The sequence below is a fragment of the Acinetobacter sp. TR11 genome (assembly GCF_027105035.1).
In the GTDB taxonomy this organism is placed as follows: Bacteria; Pseudomonadota; Gammaproteobacteria; order Pseudomonadales; family Moraxellaceae; genus Acinetobacter.
In genome coordinates, this window is sequence record NZ_CP114256.1 from 2,503,502 (window position 1) to 2,523,927 (window position 20,426).

Genomic DNA, 20,426 nt, shown 5'->3' on the forward strand with positions numbered 1-20,426 from the left:
AAATTCAATGATTCATGTCATAATGCCAATTGCTTAAAACTGAGTAGATGATTTTGCTCGTTTGAGTATTTCTAAATAACACTTAACTTTAGGACAGTTTCCATGCGCGCAAGCCGCTTTTTATTTGCAACGTTAAGAGAAACCCCAAATGATGCTGAAGTCATTTCGCACCAGCTCATGTTACGTGCGGGGATGATTCGTAAATTAGCTTCTGGTTTATACTCTTGGTTGCCCATGGGAACACGTGTTTTAAAGAAAGTAGATGCGATTGTTCGCGAAGAAATGAACCGTTCAGGCGCATTAGAAGTATTTATGCCTGTCACTCAACCTGCTGCGCTTTGGGAAGAATCTGGTCGTTTTGAACAATACGGTCCAGAATTACTTCGTTTCAAAGATCGTCATGATAATCCATTCGTGCTTGGTCCTACTCATGAAGAAGTCATTACAGATTTGGCACGTAATGAGCTGAAAAGTTATAAGCAATTACCGGTAAATTTCTATCAAATCCAGACTAAATTCCGTGATGAAATTCGTCCACGTTTCGGTGTAATGCGATCTCGTGAATTTATTATGAAAGATGCTTATTCTTTCCATGCAACTCAAGCATCGCTACAAGAAACCTATGATGTCATGTATGACACCTATAGCCGTATTTTTACACGCCTTGGGCTAGATTTTCGTCCAGTACAGGCAGACACAGGTTCTATTGGTGGTTCTGCTTCACACGAGTTTCATGTACTTGCTGCAAGTGGCGAAGATGATATCGCATTTTCCACTGAATCTGATTATGCCGCTAACGTTGAAATGGCAGAAGCATTGTTAGTCGGTGAGCGTGCTGCGCCTGCTCAAACAATGACCTTAGTCGATACACCAAATCAGAAAACAATTGCCGATGTTTGCCAATTTTTAAACAGTGATGCAAAACTATCTGTAAAAGCTTTACTTGTACAAGGTCAAACAGATGAAAATGGCAATACACCAGTTGTTGCTCTATTCTTACGTGGCGATCACGAATTAAATGATATTAAAGCTGAAAAGCATCCTTTAATTGCTGCACCTTTAGCATTTGCAACTGAAGCACAATTAGAACAACACGGTTTAACAGCAGGTTTCTGCGGTCCACAAGGTTTAGTTGAAAAAGGCTTAACCGTGATTGTGGATCGTGCTGCATCCGTATTATCTGACTTTGTTGCGGGTGCAAATGAAGTCGATAAACATGCGGCAGGTGTGAACTGGGAGCGTGATGCAAAATTCACCGAAGTTTATGATTTACGTAATGTTGTTGAAGGCGACCCTTCTCCAGATGGTAAAGGTACACTTCAAATCAAACGTGGTATTGAAGTCGGTCATATTTTCCAACTCGGTACAAAATACTCAGAAGCTTTAGGGTGTAAAGTACTCGGTGAAGATGGCAAACCATTCACTGTTACAATGGGATGTTATGGAATTGGTGTAACACGTGTAGTTGCGGCGGCAATTGAACAAAATTTTGATGACAAAGGAATTATTTGGCCTCAAGCGATTGCTCCATTCGACATTGCGATTGTGCCAATGAATGCGCATAAATCACCTCGCACCCTTGAAGCAGCTGAAGCGCTTTATGCTGAATTACAGGCTCAAGGCTATGATGTATTGCTTGATGATCGTAATGAACGCCCAGGAGTAAAATTCTCTGATCTTGAATTAATGGGTATTCCTCATCGTATTGTCATCGGTGAAAAAGGTCTTGATGCAGGCACTTTTGAGTACAAAGGTCGTCGCGATCTTGAAGCAAGCAATTTAGGTAAAGATGAACTCTTAGCTAAACTTGTAGGCTAATCTTTATCCTAGTAATAAAAAAGCCGTTTAATAATAAACGGCTTTTTTATTGAAAGCTTAAGCTGTTAGATCTTTGATTGTTTCTGAAGAGCCGTTATTTTTAACAGATTCTATCCCTTTATCACGAGATTGTTCAGTTGCATAAAGCTGACTTGTACCAATCACCTGATGATTAGCCGCCTTTAAATTAAAATAAGCTTTATCATTTTTTGAGGTTAGTTTTTCATAGCGCGCTTCATCTGAACTATTTTTTTGAACGGATGCAATCCCATTTAAAGCGGATGCTTTGGTTTTGTAAAGTTCACTATTCAAAATAGCTTCACCATTCCCAGCCTTAAGTACAAAACGATATTGACCATCACTTGCTTGATTTACCTCAAACCATCCTGCCATAAATACCTCTTTTATTTGAGTTGTTTTGATTGTTATAGCTTTATTTATAGATTATTTTTTATACCAATAGAAAATGATTTATTGTTCACTTTTGGTAAGTTTTTTAGTCGCAAAGGGGCACTGACATACCCCCTTAAATGATTTGAACTAAATCTTTTTTACAAACTCAGATTTCAATTTCATTGCACCGATCCCATCGATTTTACAATCAATATTATGTCCATCATTCGCATCGAGTAATAAACGAATACTTTTCACTTTCGTTCCAACTTTAACTACAGATGATGAGCCTTTGATTTTTAAATCCTTTATGACAGTGACGCTATCACCATAAACTAAAATATTACCGTTAGCATCTTTAATAATCTCTTGTTGTTCTGAAGCAGATGTCTCCCCTTCTTTCCATTCATGTGAACATTCAGGGCAGATCAATAAGTCGCCATCTTGGTAAGTATATTCTGATTGGCATTTTGGGCAGTGTGGGAAAGACATAAAAACATCTCAAAACCACTATTATGATCGATAGATGCATTTTTTCAAAATTTAAGCTTGAATAGCTTATCCAATTAAGTAATTTTTAAGTACTAGGGCATAATTAAGCTTAGGATCTTTAGCTGCGTAAATGAGTGTTACTTGCTGTTGCTGTGCCATGTCTCTAAGCTGATTTACATAAGGGTTTTCTTTAAGCTCTCCATAATACCCTTCCTGAAAACTCAGCAAATGTCCAACCTTATGACAAAACGCTTTTCTCAATTCAGCTGAGGGGGCAATATCTTTAAGCCATAAATCTAAATGTGCCTGCTGTTTCGATATTCCCATTGGCCGTAATCGATCTACTAATATACGCTGTCCATCAGTCGCTTCTAAAAGATCATAAATACGTTTAATCTCAATTTTCACATCAGCCTACCCCACATCTCACAATTTTTTCAGCTTTCCATTGAAATATCAACAACCTGCCCTTTTGAATCAAAACTAACGCAGATAACGTAATTTGTGATCTCATCTGGTAAGGTGAAATCTAAAATTTCATAACTTTCCAGATCATCATCATCCCATCGTAAATCTAATACCAGTAACTCTAAAATTTGCAATAAATTAGGTTTTGATGTGTCAAAATATTTTTCCCAATATTCAGGTTCAACTTCTTCAAGATGATGTTGAATAAATAACTCCACACTATCTTCTGCTTGTTGATTTTCTAAAGCTTCGCGCATGGCAATACGAGCTAATTGTTCTCTATGTTCAAGAATTTCTTCAGACATAATATTCCCCAATATGATTAAATATTAAAAATTTAGCTAGTTTGAATTAAGCTAAAGAGTTGTTATTCATTTGGAATTTCAGCTTGAATCAGTAACCCCAATAAATAAAGAGATTCCTGCCAACCTAAATAACACGCTTCAATAGGAATAATATCAGGTATTCCCTCTTGAATAATATGCACTTCGGTTCCTACTGACACCGATTTTAATTTTATTGTGACCTGAATTTCACCTAGTAAATTAGGATCATCAAACTTATCGGTATAGCGTAATAATTCATTCGGAATAAGCTCAATGTAAGTCCCTCCAAATGAATGAATTTGTCCAGTTGAAAAGTTAGTAAATGACATTTTGTATGTTCCACCCTCTTGTGGGTCTAAGTGATGGATTTTGGCAGTAAAACCATGAGGTGGCATCCACTTTACCAAGGCATCTGGATCGAGAAAGGCTTTAAAAACACGAGCTGGCGGTGCATTAAATACACGATGTAGTTGTACTGTTCCACTCATTATTATTCTCCGACTAAGTTATTTTTGATTCGTGCCTCTATCATAGCGATTTAGTGATGAGATACTACTCCTTCAATCGCTCAATTGAACCCGAATATCTAGAATCTAAAGCTGCTTTTTTGTAAAAAATGGCGCAAAATAGCACTCCATATTTAGTGATAAGAACGCAGCTTTAGGATTAATCTATGAGTCAGCTTGCTTTTACTGCTTTTAGCTTAAATGGTGTAGATGCGCAAAAATTTCTACAGGGTCAAGTGACTGTTCATGTAGAACGTCTCCCTGAAAATGAAAATCGCTATACCGCTATTTGTGACTTAAAAGGACGTATTCATTTTGGGCTATGGATTAAAAGATTAAATCCAGAAAGTTTTGAACTTGTAACCACCCAAGATCAAGCCGAAGAGTTTTCCAAACATATTAAAAAGTTTGGTGCTTTTTCAAAAATGAAATTAGAAGAAATAGGATCTGTTTTTCCTTCATTAAATGGCATTCAGACTGAATTTTCTTCTGTAGAGACAGACATCGATGGTTGGCAAATTCAAGCGATTCAGTCAGGTCAAGCATGGATTAGTCAAAGTACAGAACACCTATTTCAACCACAAGAACTACGTTTGCATCAACGTGATGGTGTACATTTTGATAAAGGCTGTTATTTAGGTCAGGAAATTGTGGCACGTCTATGGTTTAAAGCAAAACCAAAACATTGGTTACATTTAATCCAAGCCAAAGATACTGTTCCTTCTCCTGCTAGCCAGCTAAGTAAAGATGTTGAGATTGTGAATAGTGCTGCATTTGAAGATGGCTATATCGCACTTGTAATTGCAAAACCAGCAGCTTTAGAAGAACTTGGTGTAAAGGTTTTGGATTTACCAGAAGTATTAAATGGTGATGTAGCACGACCACAATAATCATTTTAAACAAAAGCCCTTTTACTAGGGCTTTTTAATTATAAATAAGATCCTTTAATTAAAATTAAGCATATACTCTTATTTAAAACAAATACTTTTTTATTTTATTCAATTTATCGGAATTAGCTGTGCTCAAGTCTACATTACTTTTTATGATTACGATGTCTACCGCTTTATTTAATATGCAATCTAGTTTTGCTAACACAGAAAAAATTAATCAAAGAATCCAAAGCCTCCCTAATGAATTAAAACCAGAATTTATAGATAAAACACCTATTCCAAATCTTTATACTCTTTCAAACATCAGAGGCTCTATATGGATAGATGATTCTGGTCGATATTTAATTTCTGGAGATATTATTGATCTTGAAAATATGCACAACATAGCGGACTTCAACTATCAAAAGCATTATGCAATTAATCCCAAACAACTACCCACTGCAAATGCATTAAAAGAGATCAAAGGAAATGGTGAAAGAGCTTTATATGTTTTTGCCGATCCAGATTGTCCTGCTTGTCAGGCCTTACAAGGTATTCTTGAAGAGGTGGATAACATAACGATCTATACATTTCCTATGGGTTTAACACATCTACACCCCTCAGCGCTTGAAACATCTAAGAATATTTGGTGCTCAAAAGATCCAATTAAAGCATGGAAAACCTATTTATTAGATGGCGATAAACCTAATCAAAGAAATAATTCATGTTATCAGCCTATAGATCAAAATATGATAATGACTAAAAAATATCGGATTAATTTGACACCAACGATATTTAATTCTAAAGGTCATAGAATTGTGGGAGTACCTGAACTCGAAAGTTTAGAAGATTTTATTAATAACACTAATCATTAATTTGGTACTGAATTGAATACTCTCTTTATTTGCAGTCGCAATCAATGGCGCAGTCCAACAGCCGAACGTATTTTCGCAAACGGGTATGGTCTACATACCCGTTCTGCAGGAACCAGTCGCAATTCTAAACATACGATTTCAATCAAAGATATTCTATGGGCTGAACAAATTTTTGTTATGGAATCTCGACACAAACAACAGATTAAAGAACAATTTTTCAAACAGCTACCACATAAGAAAGTGTTCGTGCTCGATATACCAGATGAATATCACTATATGGATCCCGAGCTGATTGAATTACTGCAATTGGCAATACGACCATATTTAAAATAAATTCTGATTTCACTTCTTGTCGAAAATATAAATGAGCGCTATTGTTCGACTATTCTCAACAATATCTCTGTCAAATGAAAATAACCATCAAAACTTGGCTATCAGCCTTATCACTGAGTCTATTAAGCTTACAAATAGTACATGCTGATAGCAAAACCTTAGAACAAAACTTTAAACAAAATTATCCAGATATTCCCGTTACTTCAGTAACCCCATCTCCACTAAGTGGAATTTATGAAGTCTATGTGTCTGGCAAGATTATCTATACAGATGAAAATGCTAAATATCTTTTCTTTGGCAATTTACTCGATGTAAAAAATCAGAAAAACCTAACAGAAGATCGTATTTCTGAACTGAGTAAAATTGATGTAAAACAACTTCCTCTCAAGCAAGCGATTAAGCACATTAAAGGTAAAGGCGAACGTACTTTATATGTCTTTACTGATCCCGATTGCCCATATTGTCAAAAACTTGAACAATACATGATCTCTATCGATAATGTAACGGTCTACATTTTTTTATTCCCACTTAAGAAACTGCATCCACAAGCTGAAACTGCAGCAAATAAAATTTGGTGTGCAAAAAACCAATACGAGGCTTGGGAAGATTACATGCTACATCGTAAGTTAGCCCAAAATTCAGGTACATGTGAAACACCTGTACAGAAAAATATTGCTTTAGGACAAAATCTAGAAATTAGTGGGACACCTACAATCTTCCTTGAAAATGGCACTAGAGTCGCAGGCTTACCACAAAATGCTCAACAAATTGAACAACTTTTATTAGAAGCACAAACTAAAAAATAGTATCTGATTAAGTGGTGGCTTTTCAGTTGACTGGCAAGCCATCACTTACAACATAAGATTCTGATTTATATTAAATAATATAAAAATTAAAATAAATTAATTAAGCAAGATTTATACAAAATCTATATTTACATTTCACACCAAACTTTTATGATGAAGGCATTAAAAACTGCCATGTAATGGATTAAAGCAGATATCTGTGAAAGGAATAAATAAAATGAAAAAGTTGCTGATTGCCAGCTTAATTCTTGTTACAAGTCATTCAACATTTGCGGCTGATAGTAAAATAACTGCAAAACCAGATGCATTTGCTCAAGCAACTAAACTATACGAAGCAAAAAACTACCCTGCTGCATTTCAAGAAATGCAACGTCTCGCTGATACAGGTAATGCCCAAGCAATTTATAACCTAGGTTATATGACTCAAGTTGGTCAAGGCACAGTAAAGGATGAAAAGAAAGCCTTACAACATTATCAAGATGCATCAAATAAAGGCTTTGCTCAAGCCAGTTATACATTAGCACAGGCTTATCACAAAGGTGATTTGGGCATCACTAAAAATAATCAAAAATATAAAGAGTATTTAGATAAAGCGTCGAAACAAGGCTCTGATGAAGCCATTGTTGAAACTGCAAAAATTTTATTTGAGCAAGGCAAACCTGAATACGATCAGATCGCTGTTCAGAAACTATTACCATTGCTACGGAAAGATTATTATCCAGCAAAACATCTCAAGACAATCTACGATTTGAGTGTTGGCGTTAAAAATAAAAATCCTGTTATGCAATCACAGGCGATTGATAGCATCAAAGATTTAGCTAAAAAAGGTTATGCACCATCTTTAATGGTTCTCGGCAATATGCTAGCAAATGGAGGTATTGTTGACCAAGATTTAGAGCAGGCAAAAAATATTTTTGCTCGCTTAGCAGCAGCTAACTATCCAAATGCGAAGGAATCGTTGGCTAAAGTTGAAGAAGCAATTGCTGCAAAAAAAGCAGCTTCAGTAAAAACAAAGAACTAATAATCAATTCAGCAGCACTCCCACCCTAAAGAGTGCTGCTTTTTATTTAAAATTGTTTGCTTAACTTAATCCCAGCACTCCAATTTCGTCCATCCGCAGGTTCAAAGAAACGATTATTTCCTTCATTCACATTCACTGAACCGATATATTGTTTATTAAATAAATTATCTATACGGGTAAATCCATTTAAATTCCAATCCGTATAGCGAAATATATATCCTGTATAAGCCGATGTGATTGTATAACTCTCTGCTGCATCACCATTCATATCATTCACATAAACTTTATCCATGAATTGGGTATCAACCCCTGCATAAAACCCCTGTTCTGGTTTCCAAGAAAAACCAATAAAAGCTTGGTTTTTTGCAATACCAGGAATGACATTACCTTCAGGGATTTGAGCAACTTTTCCAATCGCGAGTACTGTAGAATCAAAAGTTGCATCTAAATAGGCATAACTTGCATTAACAACTAAATCTTTCCAAAACTTTTTATTCCATGCAAATTCAACACCCTTACGTAAAGTCTTTTCGGCATTACGAAAGGTTGCTCGTCCACCTATATTTTCTGCAGCGACGATATCGTCTTTGGTTTGAATATAGAATGTTGCCAAATTAAAATCACCAAATACATTTGATGATTTTAAGCCTAGCTCATAATTATCACTTTTAGAGGGTTTTAAATCTAAGCTACTTGCTCCACCTTGTGCAGGATAAACGATCTCCGTAAACGTCAGTACGGTTCATTATGAAAATTCCTTGTTTCACAGAATTTAAAGGCAAGCTTTTTAAAGTAAGTATTTCATTATTTTATAATTAGATTAGATCTTTAAACTTAACTAAAAAAACCAAAAATCAATTTTAATGACGATTAGCTAATCAAATTAAATATCGTCATAATTGTAAGTTAAACATTTGCCCTCATTGTATTGTTGTTGAAACAACTTGAGCTCACTATGCCCGAACTTCCTGAAGTTGAAACCACAAAAACCAGTTTACTGCCACTTTTAGAGCAACGTGTACAAGCTGTAAGAGTACACAATCCTAGTTTGCGCTGGCCTATCCCTGATGATCTTGAAAAATTAATTGGTCAACGTTTAATTCAACTCAAACGTCGTTCCAAATATATTTTGGCTGAATTTGAACAAGATCAAATGCTTTGGCACTTAGGTATGTCAGGAAGCTTTCGCCTATGTCAATCCAGTGATGAATTAAAAAAGCATGACCATCTTGTGATCGAATTTGAAGATCAGCAACTCCGCTACCATGACCCACGGCGCTTTGGGTGTATTCTATGGTTAGATGAAACCAATCAAAGTAAATTGATTGATACGCTAGGGCCAGAACCATTAACTGAAAATTTTAATCCAACATATTTGCATGAAAAATTAGCTAAAAAAAATGTCGGCATTAAAATTGCTTTAATGGATAACCATGTAGTGGTTGGTGTGGGCAATATTTATGCAACTGAAAGTTTATTCAACATCGGGGTTCATCCTGCACAACCAGCTTCGACGCTGAGCAAAGTACAAGTGGAAAAGTTAGTCATCGAAGTAAAACGCATCTTAAAACAAGCAATTGATTTAGGTGGTTCAACTTTACGTGATTATAGTAATGCCATGGGTGAAAATGGCTATTTTCAGCAGACCCTTTTAGCTTATGGTCGCGCAGGTGAAATGTGTGTTAATTGTGAAACTACATTAGAAAACTTAAAGTTAGGTCAACGCGCTAGTGTATTTTGTCCACAATGCCAGCCTTTGAAACCAAGCAAAGTATAGATCATTTAAGATACAATCAAGGAGAACAACCTTATGCAAACTGCAATTGTTCGACATATTCTCGTCAAAGATAAAGACTTAGCCGAACAGCTAAAAAAACGAATTCAGTCTGGTGCTGATTTTAGCAAAATCGCCAAACAATACTCTACTTGCAACTCAGCTAAACGTGGAGGCGAACTCGGTGAAGTGAAAAAGGGGCAATTAGTCCCTGTTATTGATAAATTAGTTTTTACAGCAGCAGAACGAATCTTACACGGCCCGATCAAAAGCCAATTTGGTTTTCACTTAATTGAAGTGAAATTTCGCATGGATGGCTTAAGATAATAGTTTGAGCTTAATTATTTTAAGCTCTCTCCTCTTCTCAGTTATTTTAATTCTTGCGGTTTCATCACATAAGTCCATGCATCTATTTTTTCTCCAGATTCCAAGATAACCTCAGCAACAACTCGCTCATATTGGAATCCTTCAAACTCATCTAACATTTGCCAGTTTTGTTCTAATTTTTCCGTGCTGAATAAATATCCCATGATTAATGGATCTTGTTCAGCTAAAACTAAGGCTGGTAAACCTTTGTCTGGCCCCCAATCTAAAATATGAATTGTGCCGTGTACCGATGCTTTTTGCCAATCTCCACCGATTCCACCCAAAATATGCGCATTTTCTCGGTTTGGGCAAAGTGTGCCATAGACAAATAGTTGGTTCATGATTGCTGTTCCATTCAAATATGCACAATATTTTAAAGTCAAATCTTGCAATTTTCCATGTAAAAGCTTGCGTTCCAAATATGGAATTATCTATTTCCAATAAAAAACGGCATTTTTAAATGCCGTTTTTTATGAAAATAATAAGTACTTATTTTTTCAAAGAGTCTCTAATTTCACGTAATAATTGAATATCTTCAGGTGTAGGTGCTGGTGCTGCTGGCGCTGCTTCTTCTTGTTTACGCATACGATTCATTACTTTCACCATAAGAAACACAACCCATGCCAAAATAATGAAATTAATAAAGATGGTTAAGAAATTACCATAGGTTAAAACATTGACACCTGCTTTCGTTAATTGATCTAAAGACTGTAAATTATTTGGATTGTCTCCTAGCACAATAAACTTCTGCGTAAAATCAACACCCCCGCCAGTAATAACTGAAATAAGTGGCATGATGATATCTTTCACCAATGAATCAATTATTTTACCAAATGCACCACCAATGATGACACCAATGGCAAGATCCATCATATTGCCTTTGATGGCAAATTCTTTAAATTCTTGAATAATACTCATTTATAACTCTCCAGAGTTGAACTTAATCGCAACCCATTTTGCATTGTTTATTACACAGGTGCGGCTATCCACATAATGTTCATAATTTAATATTTTTATCAAAAAAAGAAAGCTATTTCACACTTTAACAACACTTTTTTATTTTAATAAAAATATATGTTTAAGCATGTCCCTACCCTGAAATTTATGCAATAAAAAACCGCTAAATAAATTTAGCGGTTTTTTCATTTTTCAGTGAAGAAAAATTATTTATCACGGTTACGCTTACGTTCGTTTTCAGTTAAGTAACGTTTACGAATACGAATCGATTTTGGTGTTACTTCAACTAACTCATCATCTTCAATGAATTCAAGTGCTTGTTCAAGCGTGTATTCAATTGCAGGTGTTAAAGTTAAAGCTTCATCAGTACCTGATGCACGTACGTTAGTTAACTGTTTCGCTTTAGTTGGGTTAACAGTCATATCGTCTGAACGAGAGTTGATACCGATGATCATACCTTCGTAAACTTCTAACTGTGGTTTAGCAAATAAGCGACCACGGTCTTGCAGTGTGAACAGTGCATAGCCCAAGCAAACGCCTTGAACCATTGAAATCAACACACCATTTTGACGTTTCGCAACAGTACCTTGTTTAGCCGGACCGTAATGCGAGAAGCTTGATGTCATGATCCCTGTACCAGAAGTCATGGTTAAGAATTCTGAACGGAATCCAATTAAACCACGTGATGGAACAGTCGCTTCAATACGCATACGACCTTTACCATCAACTTCCATATTGGTCATTTCACCTTTACGGAAGCCCATTTGCTCCATTACAGCACCTTGATGTTGATCTTCAACATCAAACGTTACGTTTTCGTATGGTTCTTGCTTCTCACCATCAATTTCTTTCATGATTACTTGTGGACGAGAAACACCCATCTCAAAGCCTTCACGACGCATTGTTTCAATCAATACTGAAAGGTGAAGTTCACCACGACCAGAAACTTTGAAACGGTCAGGACTATCAGTATCTTCAACACGTAATGCTACGTTATGAATCAACTCACGCTCTAAACGTTCACGAATATTACGTGAAGTTACGAATTTACCTTCTTTACCAGCAAACGGTGAATTGTTTACTTGGAATGTCATCGAAACTGTAGGTTCATCTACAGACAATGGCGGTAAAGCTTCAACTGCTTTCGGATCACAAATTGTGTCAGAAATATTGAGTGCATCAATACCTGTGATACATACGATATCGCCTGCAGATGCTTCTTCAACATCAATACGTTCTAAACCGTGGTAACCCATGATTTTTAAGATACGACCGTTACGTGTCTTACCTTCTTTATCAATTACAGTTACTTGCGTGTTTAATTTTACTGAACCACGTTGAATACGACCCACACCGATTACACCAACGAAACTGTTATAGTCAAGTGATGAAATCTGCATTTGGAATGGACCATCAACATCAACTGCTGGTGGTTCAACGATATCTACGATCGTTTGAAACAATGGTGTCATATCTTCCGCTAATTCTTCAGGAGAAGGACCAGCTACACCACGTAAACCAGAGGCGTAAACGATTGGGAAATCTAACTGTTCATCAGTTGCACCCAAGTTATCAAACAAGTCAAATACTTGATCGATTACCCAGTCACAACGTGCACTTGGCTTATCAACTTTGTTGATAATTACGATTGGCTTCAACCCACGCGCAAACGCTTTTTGCGTTACGAAACGAGTTTGTGGCATTGGACCTTCTTGAGAGTCAACAAGAAGCAATACGCAGTCAACCATCGACATTACACGTTCAACTTCACCACCGAAGTCCGCATGTCCCGGGGTGTCTACAATATTGATGCGGTATTCAGTGTTTGTACGTGCATCTAACCATTTGATTGCAGTATTTTTTGCAAGAATGGTAATACCACGTTCACTTTCAAGCGCATTCGAGTCCATGACACGCTCAATCTCACCTGCACGGTCACCCAAAGCACCAGATTGTTGAAGTAATTTATCGACAAGCGTGGTTTTACCGTGGTCGACGTGCGCAATAATTGCGATATTGCGGAGATTCTTAATATCAGACATAGAATTCGATACGCTTAAAATTTGAGGGCAGATTATATAGAAAAATCCTAAACTTTAGTAGTGACAGTTTGTTGACATGAAACTTTTTTTCGGACGAACTGTTTCAGAATCGTTGGTAAAGTAGGCTAACTCTATTAGAATATTCCACTATTGCTTATCGCTTTTCTTATACTCCCATGTCAAATTCTCAGCCCCAACAGTCACTTGATCTCGTCTACGGACTCAATGATCGCCCAAAACCGTTCATCGCATTTTTAGCGGCTTTACAACATCTTTTAGCAATTTTAGTCCCAATTGTTACTCCAGGATTGTTAATTTGCTTAGCGCTTGGTGTATCTCGTGAAGACACCAATATGATCCTGTCGATGTCTCTGATCATCTCAGGAATTGCAACCTTTTTACAGTGTAAAAAAGTTGGTCCTTTCGGTGCAGGACTACTGATTGTTCAGGGGACAAGTTTTAATTTTATTGGTCCAATTATTGGTATTGGTAGTGCCATGGTTGCTGCAGGTACGCCTGTTGAGCAAGTGATGGCTGCTATTTTCGGTGTCGTAATTGCAGGTTCATTTATTGAAATGGGCGTGTCTCGGATTCTACCTTGGGTAAAACAATTAATTACCCCTTTAGTTACAGGTATCGTTGTTCTCTTAATTGGTTTAACACTGATTAAAGAAGGTCTGATTAGCATGGGAGGCGGTTATATGGCCATGCAAGATCATACTTTTGCCAATACAGACAATCTGATCATGTCCTGTACAGTACTGGCAGTCATTATTCTATTGAATCGTGTTCAAATTATTTGGGTAAAAAGTTCAGCAATTTTAATCGCATTGGTGATTGGTTACATTCTTGCAGGCTTTATGGGTCATTTAAACTTTTCCGTATTGCAAGATGCACCATTAATTCAGATTCCTACGCCGATGCACTTTGGATTAAGCTTCTCTTGGAGCTTATTCATTCCAATGGCATTCATCTATCTCGTCACTTCACTCGAAGCGATTGGTGATGTCACAGCAACTAGTAAGATTTCAAATCAGCCTGTCGATGGCCCAATGTGGATGCAACGCATTAAAGGTGGTGTACTTGTGAATGGTGCTAACTCATTTTTAGCTGGTATCTTCAACACCTTCCCAAGTTCAGTGTTTGCACAAAATAATGGTGTGATTCAACTGACAGGCGTTGCAAGTCGTTATGTCGGGATCTGGATTGCAATCTTATTGATCATTTTAGGCCTCTTCCCTGCTGTAGCTGCCGTGATTCAAGCTGTTCCTCAAGCGGTATTGGGTGGCGCGGTAATGGTGATGTTTGGTGCGGTGGCTGCATCTGGTATCAATATTCTTTCAAGTATTCATCTTGACCGCCGCGCTTTGCTGATTATTGCGATTTCTCTTGCATTGGGTTTAGGTGTAGCACAAGTTCCACAAATCCTTGAACATCTTCCTGAATTATTCAAAAACATTTTCAGCTCAGGTGTTGCAACGGGTGGTATTGCAGCGTTGATTTTAAATATTGTTTTACCTGAAACTCAAAAATAGTCTTTTAACCATCGTAATTGTCCAGTTTCACCACTGGGCTTTATTTGTGATGAGAGATCAAAATGGATCCACGTAGTGAAGTCGTTATACGACAACAAGATTATTTAAATGGGCAAATCTTACTGATTAATGCGCCCAATGATCAACTCGCCAAAAATTTACCTCGCCAAGTACAAGCGTCTGTCTGGACTTGGAATTATGCTGATCATCAAGGTTTTCAAAGCACTGGTATAAATTCATATTTCTCAGTTGAGTTTCCACAAGCAAGTTTTGATCAGGTTGTTATTTTCGTTCCCAAATCTAAAGAGTTATTGAATTATATTCTTCATGTCGTGGTTAGCCAGTTAACACTCGGTCAAAGCGTATTTTTAGTGGGTGAAAAAAAAGGCGGTGTTGAACGTGCTGCAAAACAACTCCTGCAATATGGTAAAGCCTTTAAAATTGATAGTGCACGCCACTGTCAATTTTGGCACATGAAAATTGAAAAGAGAGAAATACACAAACCACTTGACCATTGGTTAAAAAACTATATTGTGCAAATCAATCAAGAACAGCTCAAAATCTGTGCTTTACCGGGTGTATTTAGTCAAGATCATTTAGATGTCGGAACAGCCGTATTACTCCCTTACCTGAGCCAAGTAAAATCAGGTAAGATTGTCGACTTTGGTTGCGGTTCTGGAATTATTAGTGCTTATTTAGCCAAAATAAATCCAAACCAGCACATTTTTGCACTTGATGTTGATGCATTTGCATTACGGTCTACTGAGTTCACTTTTCAAAAAAATGATCTGAACTTAGCACAGCTACATCTACAGCCTGTCACAAGTTTTGTTGATGCGCCTAAAGATCTAGATGCCATCGTAAGTAATCCACCTTTTCATCAAGGAATTCATACTAATTACGATGCAAGTGAAGAGCTCTGCCAATTGGCGAAAAAGCATCTGAAGAGCTCAGGTGAACTATGGATAGTGGCGAATCGTTTTCTAAATTATCCACCTCTGATAGAGCAGAGCTTTGGTCAATGTCTTGTGAAAGCAGATCAACAGGGATTCAAAGTATTATATGCCTGTGCAAACAGGGTCAGCTGATAGTTTATCTATGGTTGCGGAAGAGAATATTTTTTAGGCGGTGTAAGGCATGGGTGATGAAATTTAGTGATTCTAAATAAATCAGCCATAACGCTATAGCGGCAAAAAATATTCCTGCCCCGAAGGGTTATGGTTGAAATTCCCTCACTCTTCGTTATGAAACTTAGTAATAGGGTCGCTATTACTTTCGTTTCATGCCTTGATTGATGAAATTTTAACCTATAACGCAACCCAGATATAAAGTGTCAACGGACCCTTATACAGTTTAAGGAATTTTTATGAGCGATACATCTGCTCCTCAACACCTTCAGCGTCAGCTCGGAGCACGTCACCTGAATATGATTGCCATTGGTGGATCTATTGGTACAGGCTTATTCCTTGCCTCGGGTTCGACCATTGCAACAGCAGGTCCTGGTGGTGCATTATTGGCCTATGCCCTCATTGGGATCATGATTTATTTCTTGATGACCAGTTTAGGCGAACTAGCCACACATAATCCAACCTCTGGTGCATTCTTTACCTATGGCAATCGCTATGTCGAAGAAGGTTTCGGCTTTGCCTTAGGTTGGAACTATTGGTATAACTGGGCAATCACCGTTGCTTTTGAACTGGTCGCAGTTCAATTCATCATGAAATTTTGGTTCCCCGATATTCCAGGGTTCTACTGGAGTGCAATCTTCCTTGCGATTATTTTTGCAATTAATGCCTTAACTGTAAAAGGTTTTGGTGAAAGTGAATTCTTATTTTCTTTGATTAAAGTGATTGCAATCATTGTGTTTATTATCATCGGTATCTGGATGATTGCTAAAATTATGATGACACCGAATGTATCAACCTTTCAACACTGGCATTATAAAGATGCACCGTTTGTTGGCGGCTTACAAGCCCTGATTGGTGTTGCCATGATCGCTGGGTTTTCCTTCCAAGGAACTGAAATGGTTGGTGTTGCAGCAGGTGAATCTAAAGATCCAAAGAAAACGATCCCTTTAGCCATTAAACAAATCTTCTGGCGTATTTTACTGTTTTATATCTTATGTATTTTTATCATTGGTACATTGGTGAGCTATGATGATCCGCTTCTATTAAAAGCTGCACAAAGTGAAGATATTGCACTCTCACCATTTACCTTACTTTATGAAAAAGCAGGCTTTGCCTTTGCTGCAAGCTTGATGAATGCAGTTATTCTCAGTGCGATTTTATCTGCAGGTAACTCTGGAATGTACTCATCTACACGTATGCTGTTCGATATGGCAAAAGAAGGACGAGCGCCAAAATGGTTCTCAAAACTTGATGCTCGTGGTGTACCCATGAATGCACTTTATGCAACCACTGCCGTTGCTGCTCTGTGCTTTTTGACCACATTTATCGGCGAAAAACAAGTATTTAACTGGTTATTAAATATGTCTGGGATGTGTGGTTTTATCGTTTGGTTAGGAATTGCAATTTCACATTATCGTTTCCGTAAAGGTTATATTGCTCAAGGTTATAAATTAGAAGATTTGGCTTACCGTGCCAAGTTTTTCCCATTTGCGCCATGGTTTGCCTTTATTCTGTGTTCAATCATTATTTTAGGACAAAACTATCAAGCTGTGCTAGGTGGTAAAGTTGATTGGTTAGGCTTAGTTTCAACCTATATCAGTATCCCATTATTTTTGGCGATCTGGTTGGGCTATAAATGGAAGCACAAAACTAAGTTGATTGCATATAAAGACATGAACGTGAAAGAAGGCGAATAAAAAACCAAAAATTCACTTGACCCTTAACTAAATATCAGTAGAATTAGTAGCTCATATTTTCAGCTGCACTATTATATAGGAGTACGACATGATGCCAGCACTACAAGGAACAACACTCTAAGATTTGGCATTGTCGACTCACGGACAAGTGTACAAATCCAATCATCACTTGTCCGAATGCTCTACTTAACCTAGCATTCGCTAGGTTTTTTTATGCCTATTCGGACGCAATATTAAAATACCCGAGAAAAGAAAATGGGCATACAAAAAATACTTAATGCTGATGCTGAATATGGCGTTCCAGTAAAAATATTCACGACTGATATTGATAGCGACAGCATTGAACAGCTAAAAAAAATGGCACAACTGCAATTTGTTTATTCACATATTGCTGTTATGCCTGATGTACATGTTGGCAAAGGTGCAACTGTAGGCAGCGTCATCCCCACAAAAAATGCAATTATTCCAGCTGCTGTCGGTGTTGATATTGGTTGCGGCATGAATGCAATTCGACTCAATCTCAAAGCATCACAGTTGCCAGATAATCTCGCACCTTTACGTCATGCAATTGAACGTAAAGTCCCTGTGGGTTTTGAGTTACATAAACAAATTAAGGCGAAAGCCTCAAGTATTATTCCACTGGAAAAACGCTTGCAACCCATCATCAAAAAGCATTCTGGACTGGTTCGGATGCTGCGAAAATTTGATGCGACATGGCAAAAACAACTCGGTACCTTAGGCGGTGGCAATCACTTTATCGAACTCTGCCTTGATGAAAACCAAGATGTTTGGGTCATGCTCCATTCAGGCAGCCGCGGCTTAGGCAATGTAATTGGGACTTATTTTATTGAACTGGCAAAGAAAGAAGCTCAACACCGTTTTGGACATGTGCCAGATAAAGATTTGAGCTATTTTGCTGAAGGTTCAAATAGCTTTGATGACTATGTTGAAGCAGTTGAATGGGCACAAGAATACGCTTTTGAAAATCGGCGTGAAATGATGCGCTTGATTTTAGAGGCTATTCGCCCTCTACTTCCCCCCTTTCAAATGACCAAAGAAGCAATTAATTGCCACCACAATTATGTCAGTCGAGAAAATCATTTTGGCGAAGACCTTCTGATCACACGTAAAGGTGCAATTCGAGCAGGTTTGGATGAATTTGGAATTATTCCTGGCTCAATGGGGGCACGCTCTTATATCGTGAGAGGCAAAGCCAATCCCGAATCCTTTTGCTCATGTTCACATGGTGCAGGACGAAAAATGAGCCGTAGTAAAGCCAAATTACTCTTTGGTCAAGAGGATTTGATTCAGCAGACCCAAGGTATTGAATGTCGTAAAGACAGTGGTGTAATTGACGAAATACCAAGTGCATATAAAGATATTGATCAAGTCATGGCAAACCAATCAGATTTAATCGAAATCGTGCACACCCTTAAACAAGTTCTATGTATAAAAGGTTAAATAGATGAAACTTAAAGCAATGCCTAAAATCAAAGTTCGTAATCCTGTTGCACTCTCCCCTTTACTACAAAAAGGAGGAATCCATGAAACGGAAAAACCTAGAGCTCAACACCGTCGTGAAAGACAAAATACCAAACAACAGCTTAGAAAAGAAGTTTGGTAAATTCTAGAAAATATTAATCAAACACATCAGTCAAATCATTTTGCAGGAGTAATCAAAATGTTTATATATTCAAATCACTTGTATACAAACCCATATAAAAAAGCGACTCATCAGAGTCGCTTTTTTATTCAGTTCAAAAACTCAAATTATTGAGCTTGTTGACCTGGTTGTACTAGAACAGTACGGCTACCAGTGATCGCAGCAAATACGCGACGGTTCATAGCACGACCTTCTTTAGTTTTGTTGTCAGCAATCGGTTGATCCCAAGCAAAACCTTGAGTCGTCAAACGAGTTGCATTCACGTTGTATTCATTTACAAGTGCAGACTTAACAGAGTTAGCACGCGCTAAAGATAAACGTTCGTTTAACTTACGTGGACCAGTGTTGTCAGTGTGACCTTCAATACGTGCAGTCGCATTCGGATATTCAGCTAATTTCTCAGCTACTTTCGCGATTTCAGACTTGTATTGTGGCTTGATGTCAGACTTGTTCGTATCAAAGAATACGCGAAGTTCCATGTTAAGATCTTCAGTCAACTCTTGTGGTTGTGGAGCAACTGGAGCAACTGGAGTTGGTTCAACTGGAGCAACTTCTACAACTGGAGCAGCTGGCTTCAAATGACCACCAAGAACGACATTTAAACCAGCAAGTGCTGTATAGTTCCAGAAGTTTTCATCGATGTTATAAGTACCACGAGCTTCTGTACGAAGAGATAAAGCATCATTTAAACGCCAGAAAGCACCAAAACCTGCATTACCTAAAGTACCTTCTTCTTTGTCACCACGAACACCGCGGTTAACATCATCAAAAGTATATTTATAATGACCAGCACCTAACAATACATATGGCTTAATTTTGCTGTCATAGTTTTTAGTGATTAAATCAGAAGTAACATAGAAGTTACCATTGATTTGCTGTTGTTTGTATTCAGCATTAGGACTAACTGCGTCTACATCACCTTTCACTTGGTTATATTCAGTTTCAAAACCTAACCATGGAGTCAATTCAACACCAATAGCAGCCCCAACGAATAAATCGTCTTGGATTTCAGGGCCATGTGTTAAATTTTCTGTGCTGTTGTTGTGCTTAGAATCTTGGAATGTGTAACCAAGCATTAATGGAGTTACTGTTACACCCGCATTAGCAGCAGCTAAAGGAGCAGCAACAAGCATAGCAAGTGCAATACGACTCAATTTCATGGATATCCTCCAGAGATAACAATTGTTTGTTGTTCAAGCTTAGCCTATGAGTTTTGGCCCTGCGAACATAAAAATGTTTACAGTATTATTTTTAAGCTATTCACTTCACTTTGAATCATACAAACACTTGATGAATTTTCCAAGTGCTTGATAACTTTAACCCCGCAAATTATTGACAAAATTTCTTACAATTTCCGT

Annotated in this window: 22 protein-coding genes and 1 pseudogene; 13 read left to right on the top strand and 10 right to left on the bottom strand. The window is 37.5% G+C overall.

Translation table 11 applies throughout. From position 1 onward, the window contains the following. Window positions 1-102: 102 nt before the first annotated feature. Window positions 103-1,818: a proline--tRNA ligase gene (locus O1450_RS11915; protein ID WP_269228584.1), complete on the top strand. Its 1,716-nt coding sequence runs from the start codon at window positions 103-105 to the stop codon at window positions 1,816-1,818. Between the two features lie 57 nt (window positions 1,819-1,875). Here the strand turns inward: O1450_RS11915 and O1450_RS11920 are convergent, their stop codons facing one another. From O1450_RS11920 to O1450_RS11940, 5 genes are all read right to left on the bottom strand, one after another. After that, entirely contained in the window at window positions 1,876-2,211 is a 336-nt protein-coding gene (locus O1450_RS11920) for a YegP family protein (protein ID WP_269228585.1), read from the bottom strand. A gap of 147 nt (window positions 2,212-2,358) precedes the next feature. Further along, the gene (locus tag O1450_RS11925; protein ID WP_269228586.1) at window positions 2,359-2,703 is read right to left on the bottom strand and encodes a zinc ribbon domain-containing protein YjdM; all 345 of its coding nucleotides are present in this window, start codon (window positions 2,701-2,703) and stop codon (window positions 2,359-2,361) included. 66 nt (window positions 2,704-2,769) lie between these two features. Beyond that, on the bottom strand, window positions 2,770-3,111 hold the full coding sequence (locus O1450_RS11930; RefSeq protein ID WP_269228587.1) for a DUF488 domain-containing protein: 342 nt from the start codon (window positions 3,109-3,111) through the stop codon (window positions 2,770-2,772). Window positions 3,112-3,140: 29 nt separating this feature from the next. Next, window positions 3,141-3,476: a DUF2004 domain-containing protein gene (locus O1450_RS11935; RefSeq protein WP_269228588.1), complete on the bottom strand. Its 336-nt coding sequence runs from the start codon at window positions 3,474-3,476 to the stop codon at window positions 3,141-3,143. Window positions 3,477-3,538: 62 nt separating this feature from the next. After that, window positions 3,539-3,985, bottom strand: a complete 447-nt coding sequence (locus O1450_RS11940; RefSeq protein ID WP_269228589.1) for an SRPBCC family protein — start codon at window positions 3,983-3,985, stop codon at window positions 3,539-3,541. Between the two features lie 185 nt (window positions 3,986-4,170). Between O1450_RS11940 and ygfZ the strand changes: the two genes are divergently transcribed. From ygfZ to O1450_RS11965, 5 genes are all read left to right on the top strand, one after another. Next, window positions 4,171-4,893, top strand: a complete 723-nt coding sequence (ygfZ, locus tag O1450_RS11945) for a CAF17-like 4Fe-4S cluster assembly/insertion protein YgfZ (protein ID WP_269228590.1) — start codon at window positions 4,171-4,173, stop codon at window positions 4,891-4,893. 161 nt (window positions 4,894-5,054) lie between these two features. Then, the gene (locus O1450_RS11950; protein ID WP_269228591.1) at window positions 5,055-5,747 is read left to right on the top strand and encodes a DsbC family protein; all 693 of its coding nucleotides are present in this window, start codon (window positions 5,055-5,057) and stop codon (window positions 5,745-5,747) included. Between the two features lie 12 nt (window positions 5,748-5,759). Continuing rightward, window positions 5,760-6,080 (top strand): low molecular weight protein tyrosine phosphatase family protein, encoded by a 321-nt coding sequence (locus O1450_RS11955; protein WP_269228592.1) that lies wholly within the window; start codon window positions 5,760-5,762, stop codon window positions 6,078-6,080. 74 nt (window positions 6,081-6,154) lie between these two features. Then, window positions 6,155-6,886, top strand: coding sequence for a DsbC family protein (locus O1450_RS11960; RefSeq protein ID WP_269228593.1), 732 nt, complete (start codon window positions 6,155-6,157; stop codon window positions 6,884-6,886). A 217-nt stretch (window positions 6,887-7,103) separates the two neighbouring features. Beyond that, window positions 7,104-7,907 carry a tetratricopeptide repeat protein gene (locus O1450_RS11965; protein ID WP_269228594.1) on the top strand — a complete coding sequence of 268 codons (804 nt, stop codon included), beginning with the start codon at window positions 7,104-7,106 and terminating at the stop codon, window positions 7,905-7,907. Window positions 7,908-7,953: 46 nt separating this feature from the next. Here O1450_RS11965 and O1450_RS11970 read toward each other — a convergent pair. Next, window positions 7,954-8,640, bottom strand: a pseudogene (locus O1450_RS11970) (TonB-dependent receptor domain-containing protein); the annotation flags it as partial. A 222-nt stretch (window positions 8,641-8,862) separates the two neighbouring features. On the opposite strand from O1450_RS11970, the gene mutM reads away from it, so the two are divergent. Beyond that, entirely contained in the window at window positions 8,863-9,684 is an 822-nt protein-coding gene (gene mutM, locus O1450_RS11975; protein WP_269228595.1) for a bifunctional DNA-formamidopyrimidine glycosylase/DNA-(apurinic or apyrimidinic site) lyase, read from the top strand. 33 nt (window positions 9,685-9,717) lie between these two features. Continuing rightward, on the top strand, window positions 9,718-10,008 hold the full coding sequence (locus O1450_RS11980; protein ID WP_004664683.1) for a peptidylprolyl isomerase: 291 nt from the start codon (window positions 9,718-9,720) through the stop codon (window positions 10,006-10,008). Between the two features lie 41 nt (window positions 10,009-10,049). Here O1450_RS11980 and O1450_RS11985 read toward each other — a convergent pair whose 3' ends face one another. The 3 genes from O1450_RS11985 to typA form a co-directional block, all read right to left on the bottom strand. Further along, complete coding sequence (locus O1450_RS11985; protein WP_087543182.1) at window positions 10,050-10,388, bottom strand: gamma-glutamylcyclotransferase family protein; 339 nt, start codon at window positions 10,386-10,388, stop codon at window positions 10,050-10,052. Window positions 10,389-10,536: 148 nt separating this feature from the next. After that, window positions 10,537-10,965 (bottom strand): large conductance mechanosensitive channel protein MscL, encoded by a 429-nt coding sequence (gene mscL / locus O1450_RS11990; protein ID WP_269228596.1) that lies wholly within the window; start codon window positions 10,963-10,965, stop codon window positions 10,537-10,539. A 245-nt stretch (window positions 10,966-11,210) separates the two neighbouring features. Then, window positions 11,211-13,046 (bottom strand): translational GTPase TypA, encoded by a 1,836-nt coding sequence (gene typA / locus O1450_RS11995; RefSeq protein WP_241334970.1) that lies wholly within the window; start codon window positions 13,044-13,046, stop codon window positions 11,211-11,213. Window positions 13,047-13,222: 176 nt separating this feature from the next. On the opposite strand from typA, the gene O1450_RS12000 reads away from it, so the two are divergent. From O1450_RS12000 to O1450_RS12020, 5 genes are all read left to right on the top strand, one after another. Then, window positions 13,223-14,581 carry a uracil-xanthine permease family protein gene (locus O1450_RS12000; protein WP_269228597.1) on the top strand — a complete coding sequence of 453 codons (1,359 nt, stop codon included), beginning with the start codon at window positions 13,223-13,225 and terminating at the stop codon, window positions 14,579-14,581. Between the two features lie 62 nt (window positions 14,582-14,643). After that, entirely contained in the window at window positions 14,644-15,669 is a 1,026-nt protein-coding gene (locus O1450_RS12005; protein WP_269228598.1) for a methyltransferase, read from the top strand. A 278-nt stretch (window positions 15,670-15,947) separates the two neighbouring features. Continuing rightward, the gene (locus O1450_RS12010) at window positions 15,948-17,405 is read left to right on the top strand and encodes an amino acid permease (RefSeq protein ID WP_269228599.1); all 1,458 of its coding nucleotides are present in this window, start codon (window positions 15,948-15,950) and stop codon (window positions 17,403-17,405) included. 255 nt (window positions 17,406-17,660) lie between these two features. After that, window positions 17,661-18,866 carry an RtcB family protein gene (locus O1450_RS12015; RefSeq protein WP_269228600.1) on the top strand — a complete coding sequence of 402 codons (1,206 nt, stop codon included), beginning with the start codon at window positions 17,661-17,663 and terminating at the stop codon, window positions 18,864-18,866. 4 nt (window positions 18,867-18,870) lie between these two features. Continuing rightward, entirely contained in the window at window positions 18,871-19,029 is a 159-nt protein-coding gene (locus O1450_RS12020; protein WP_005162067.1) for a hypothetical protein, read from the top strand. Between the two features lie 146 nt (window positions 19,030-19,175). On the opposite strand, the gene omp38 is transcribed toward O1450_RS12020, so the two are convergent. Further along, a complete protein-coding gene (gene omp38 / locus O1450_RS12025) occupies window positions 19,176-20,228 on the bottom strand; it encodes an outer membrane protein Omp38 (protein ID WP_269228601.1) in 1,053 nt (350 codons plus the stop codon). Window positions 20,229-20,426: the final 198 nt, after the last annotated feature.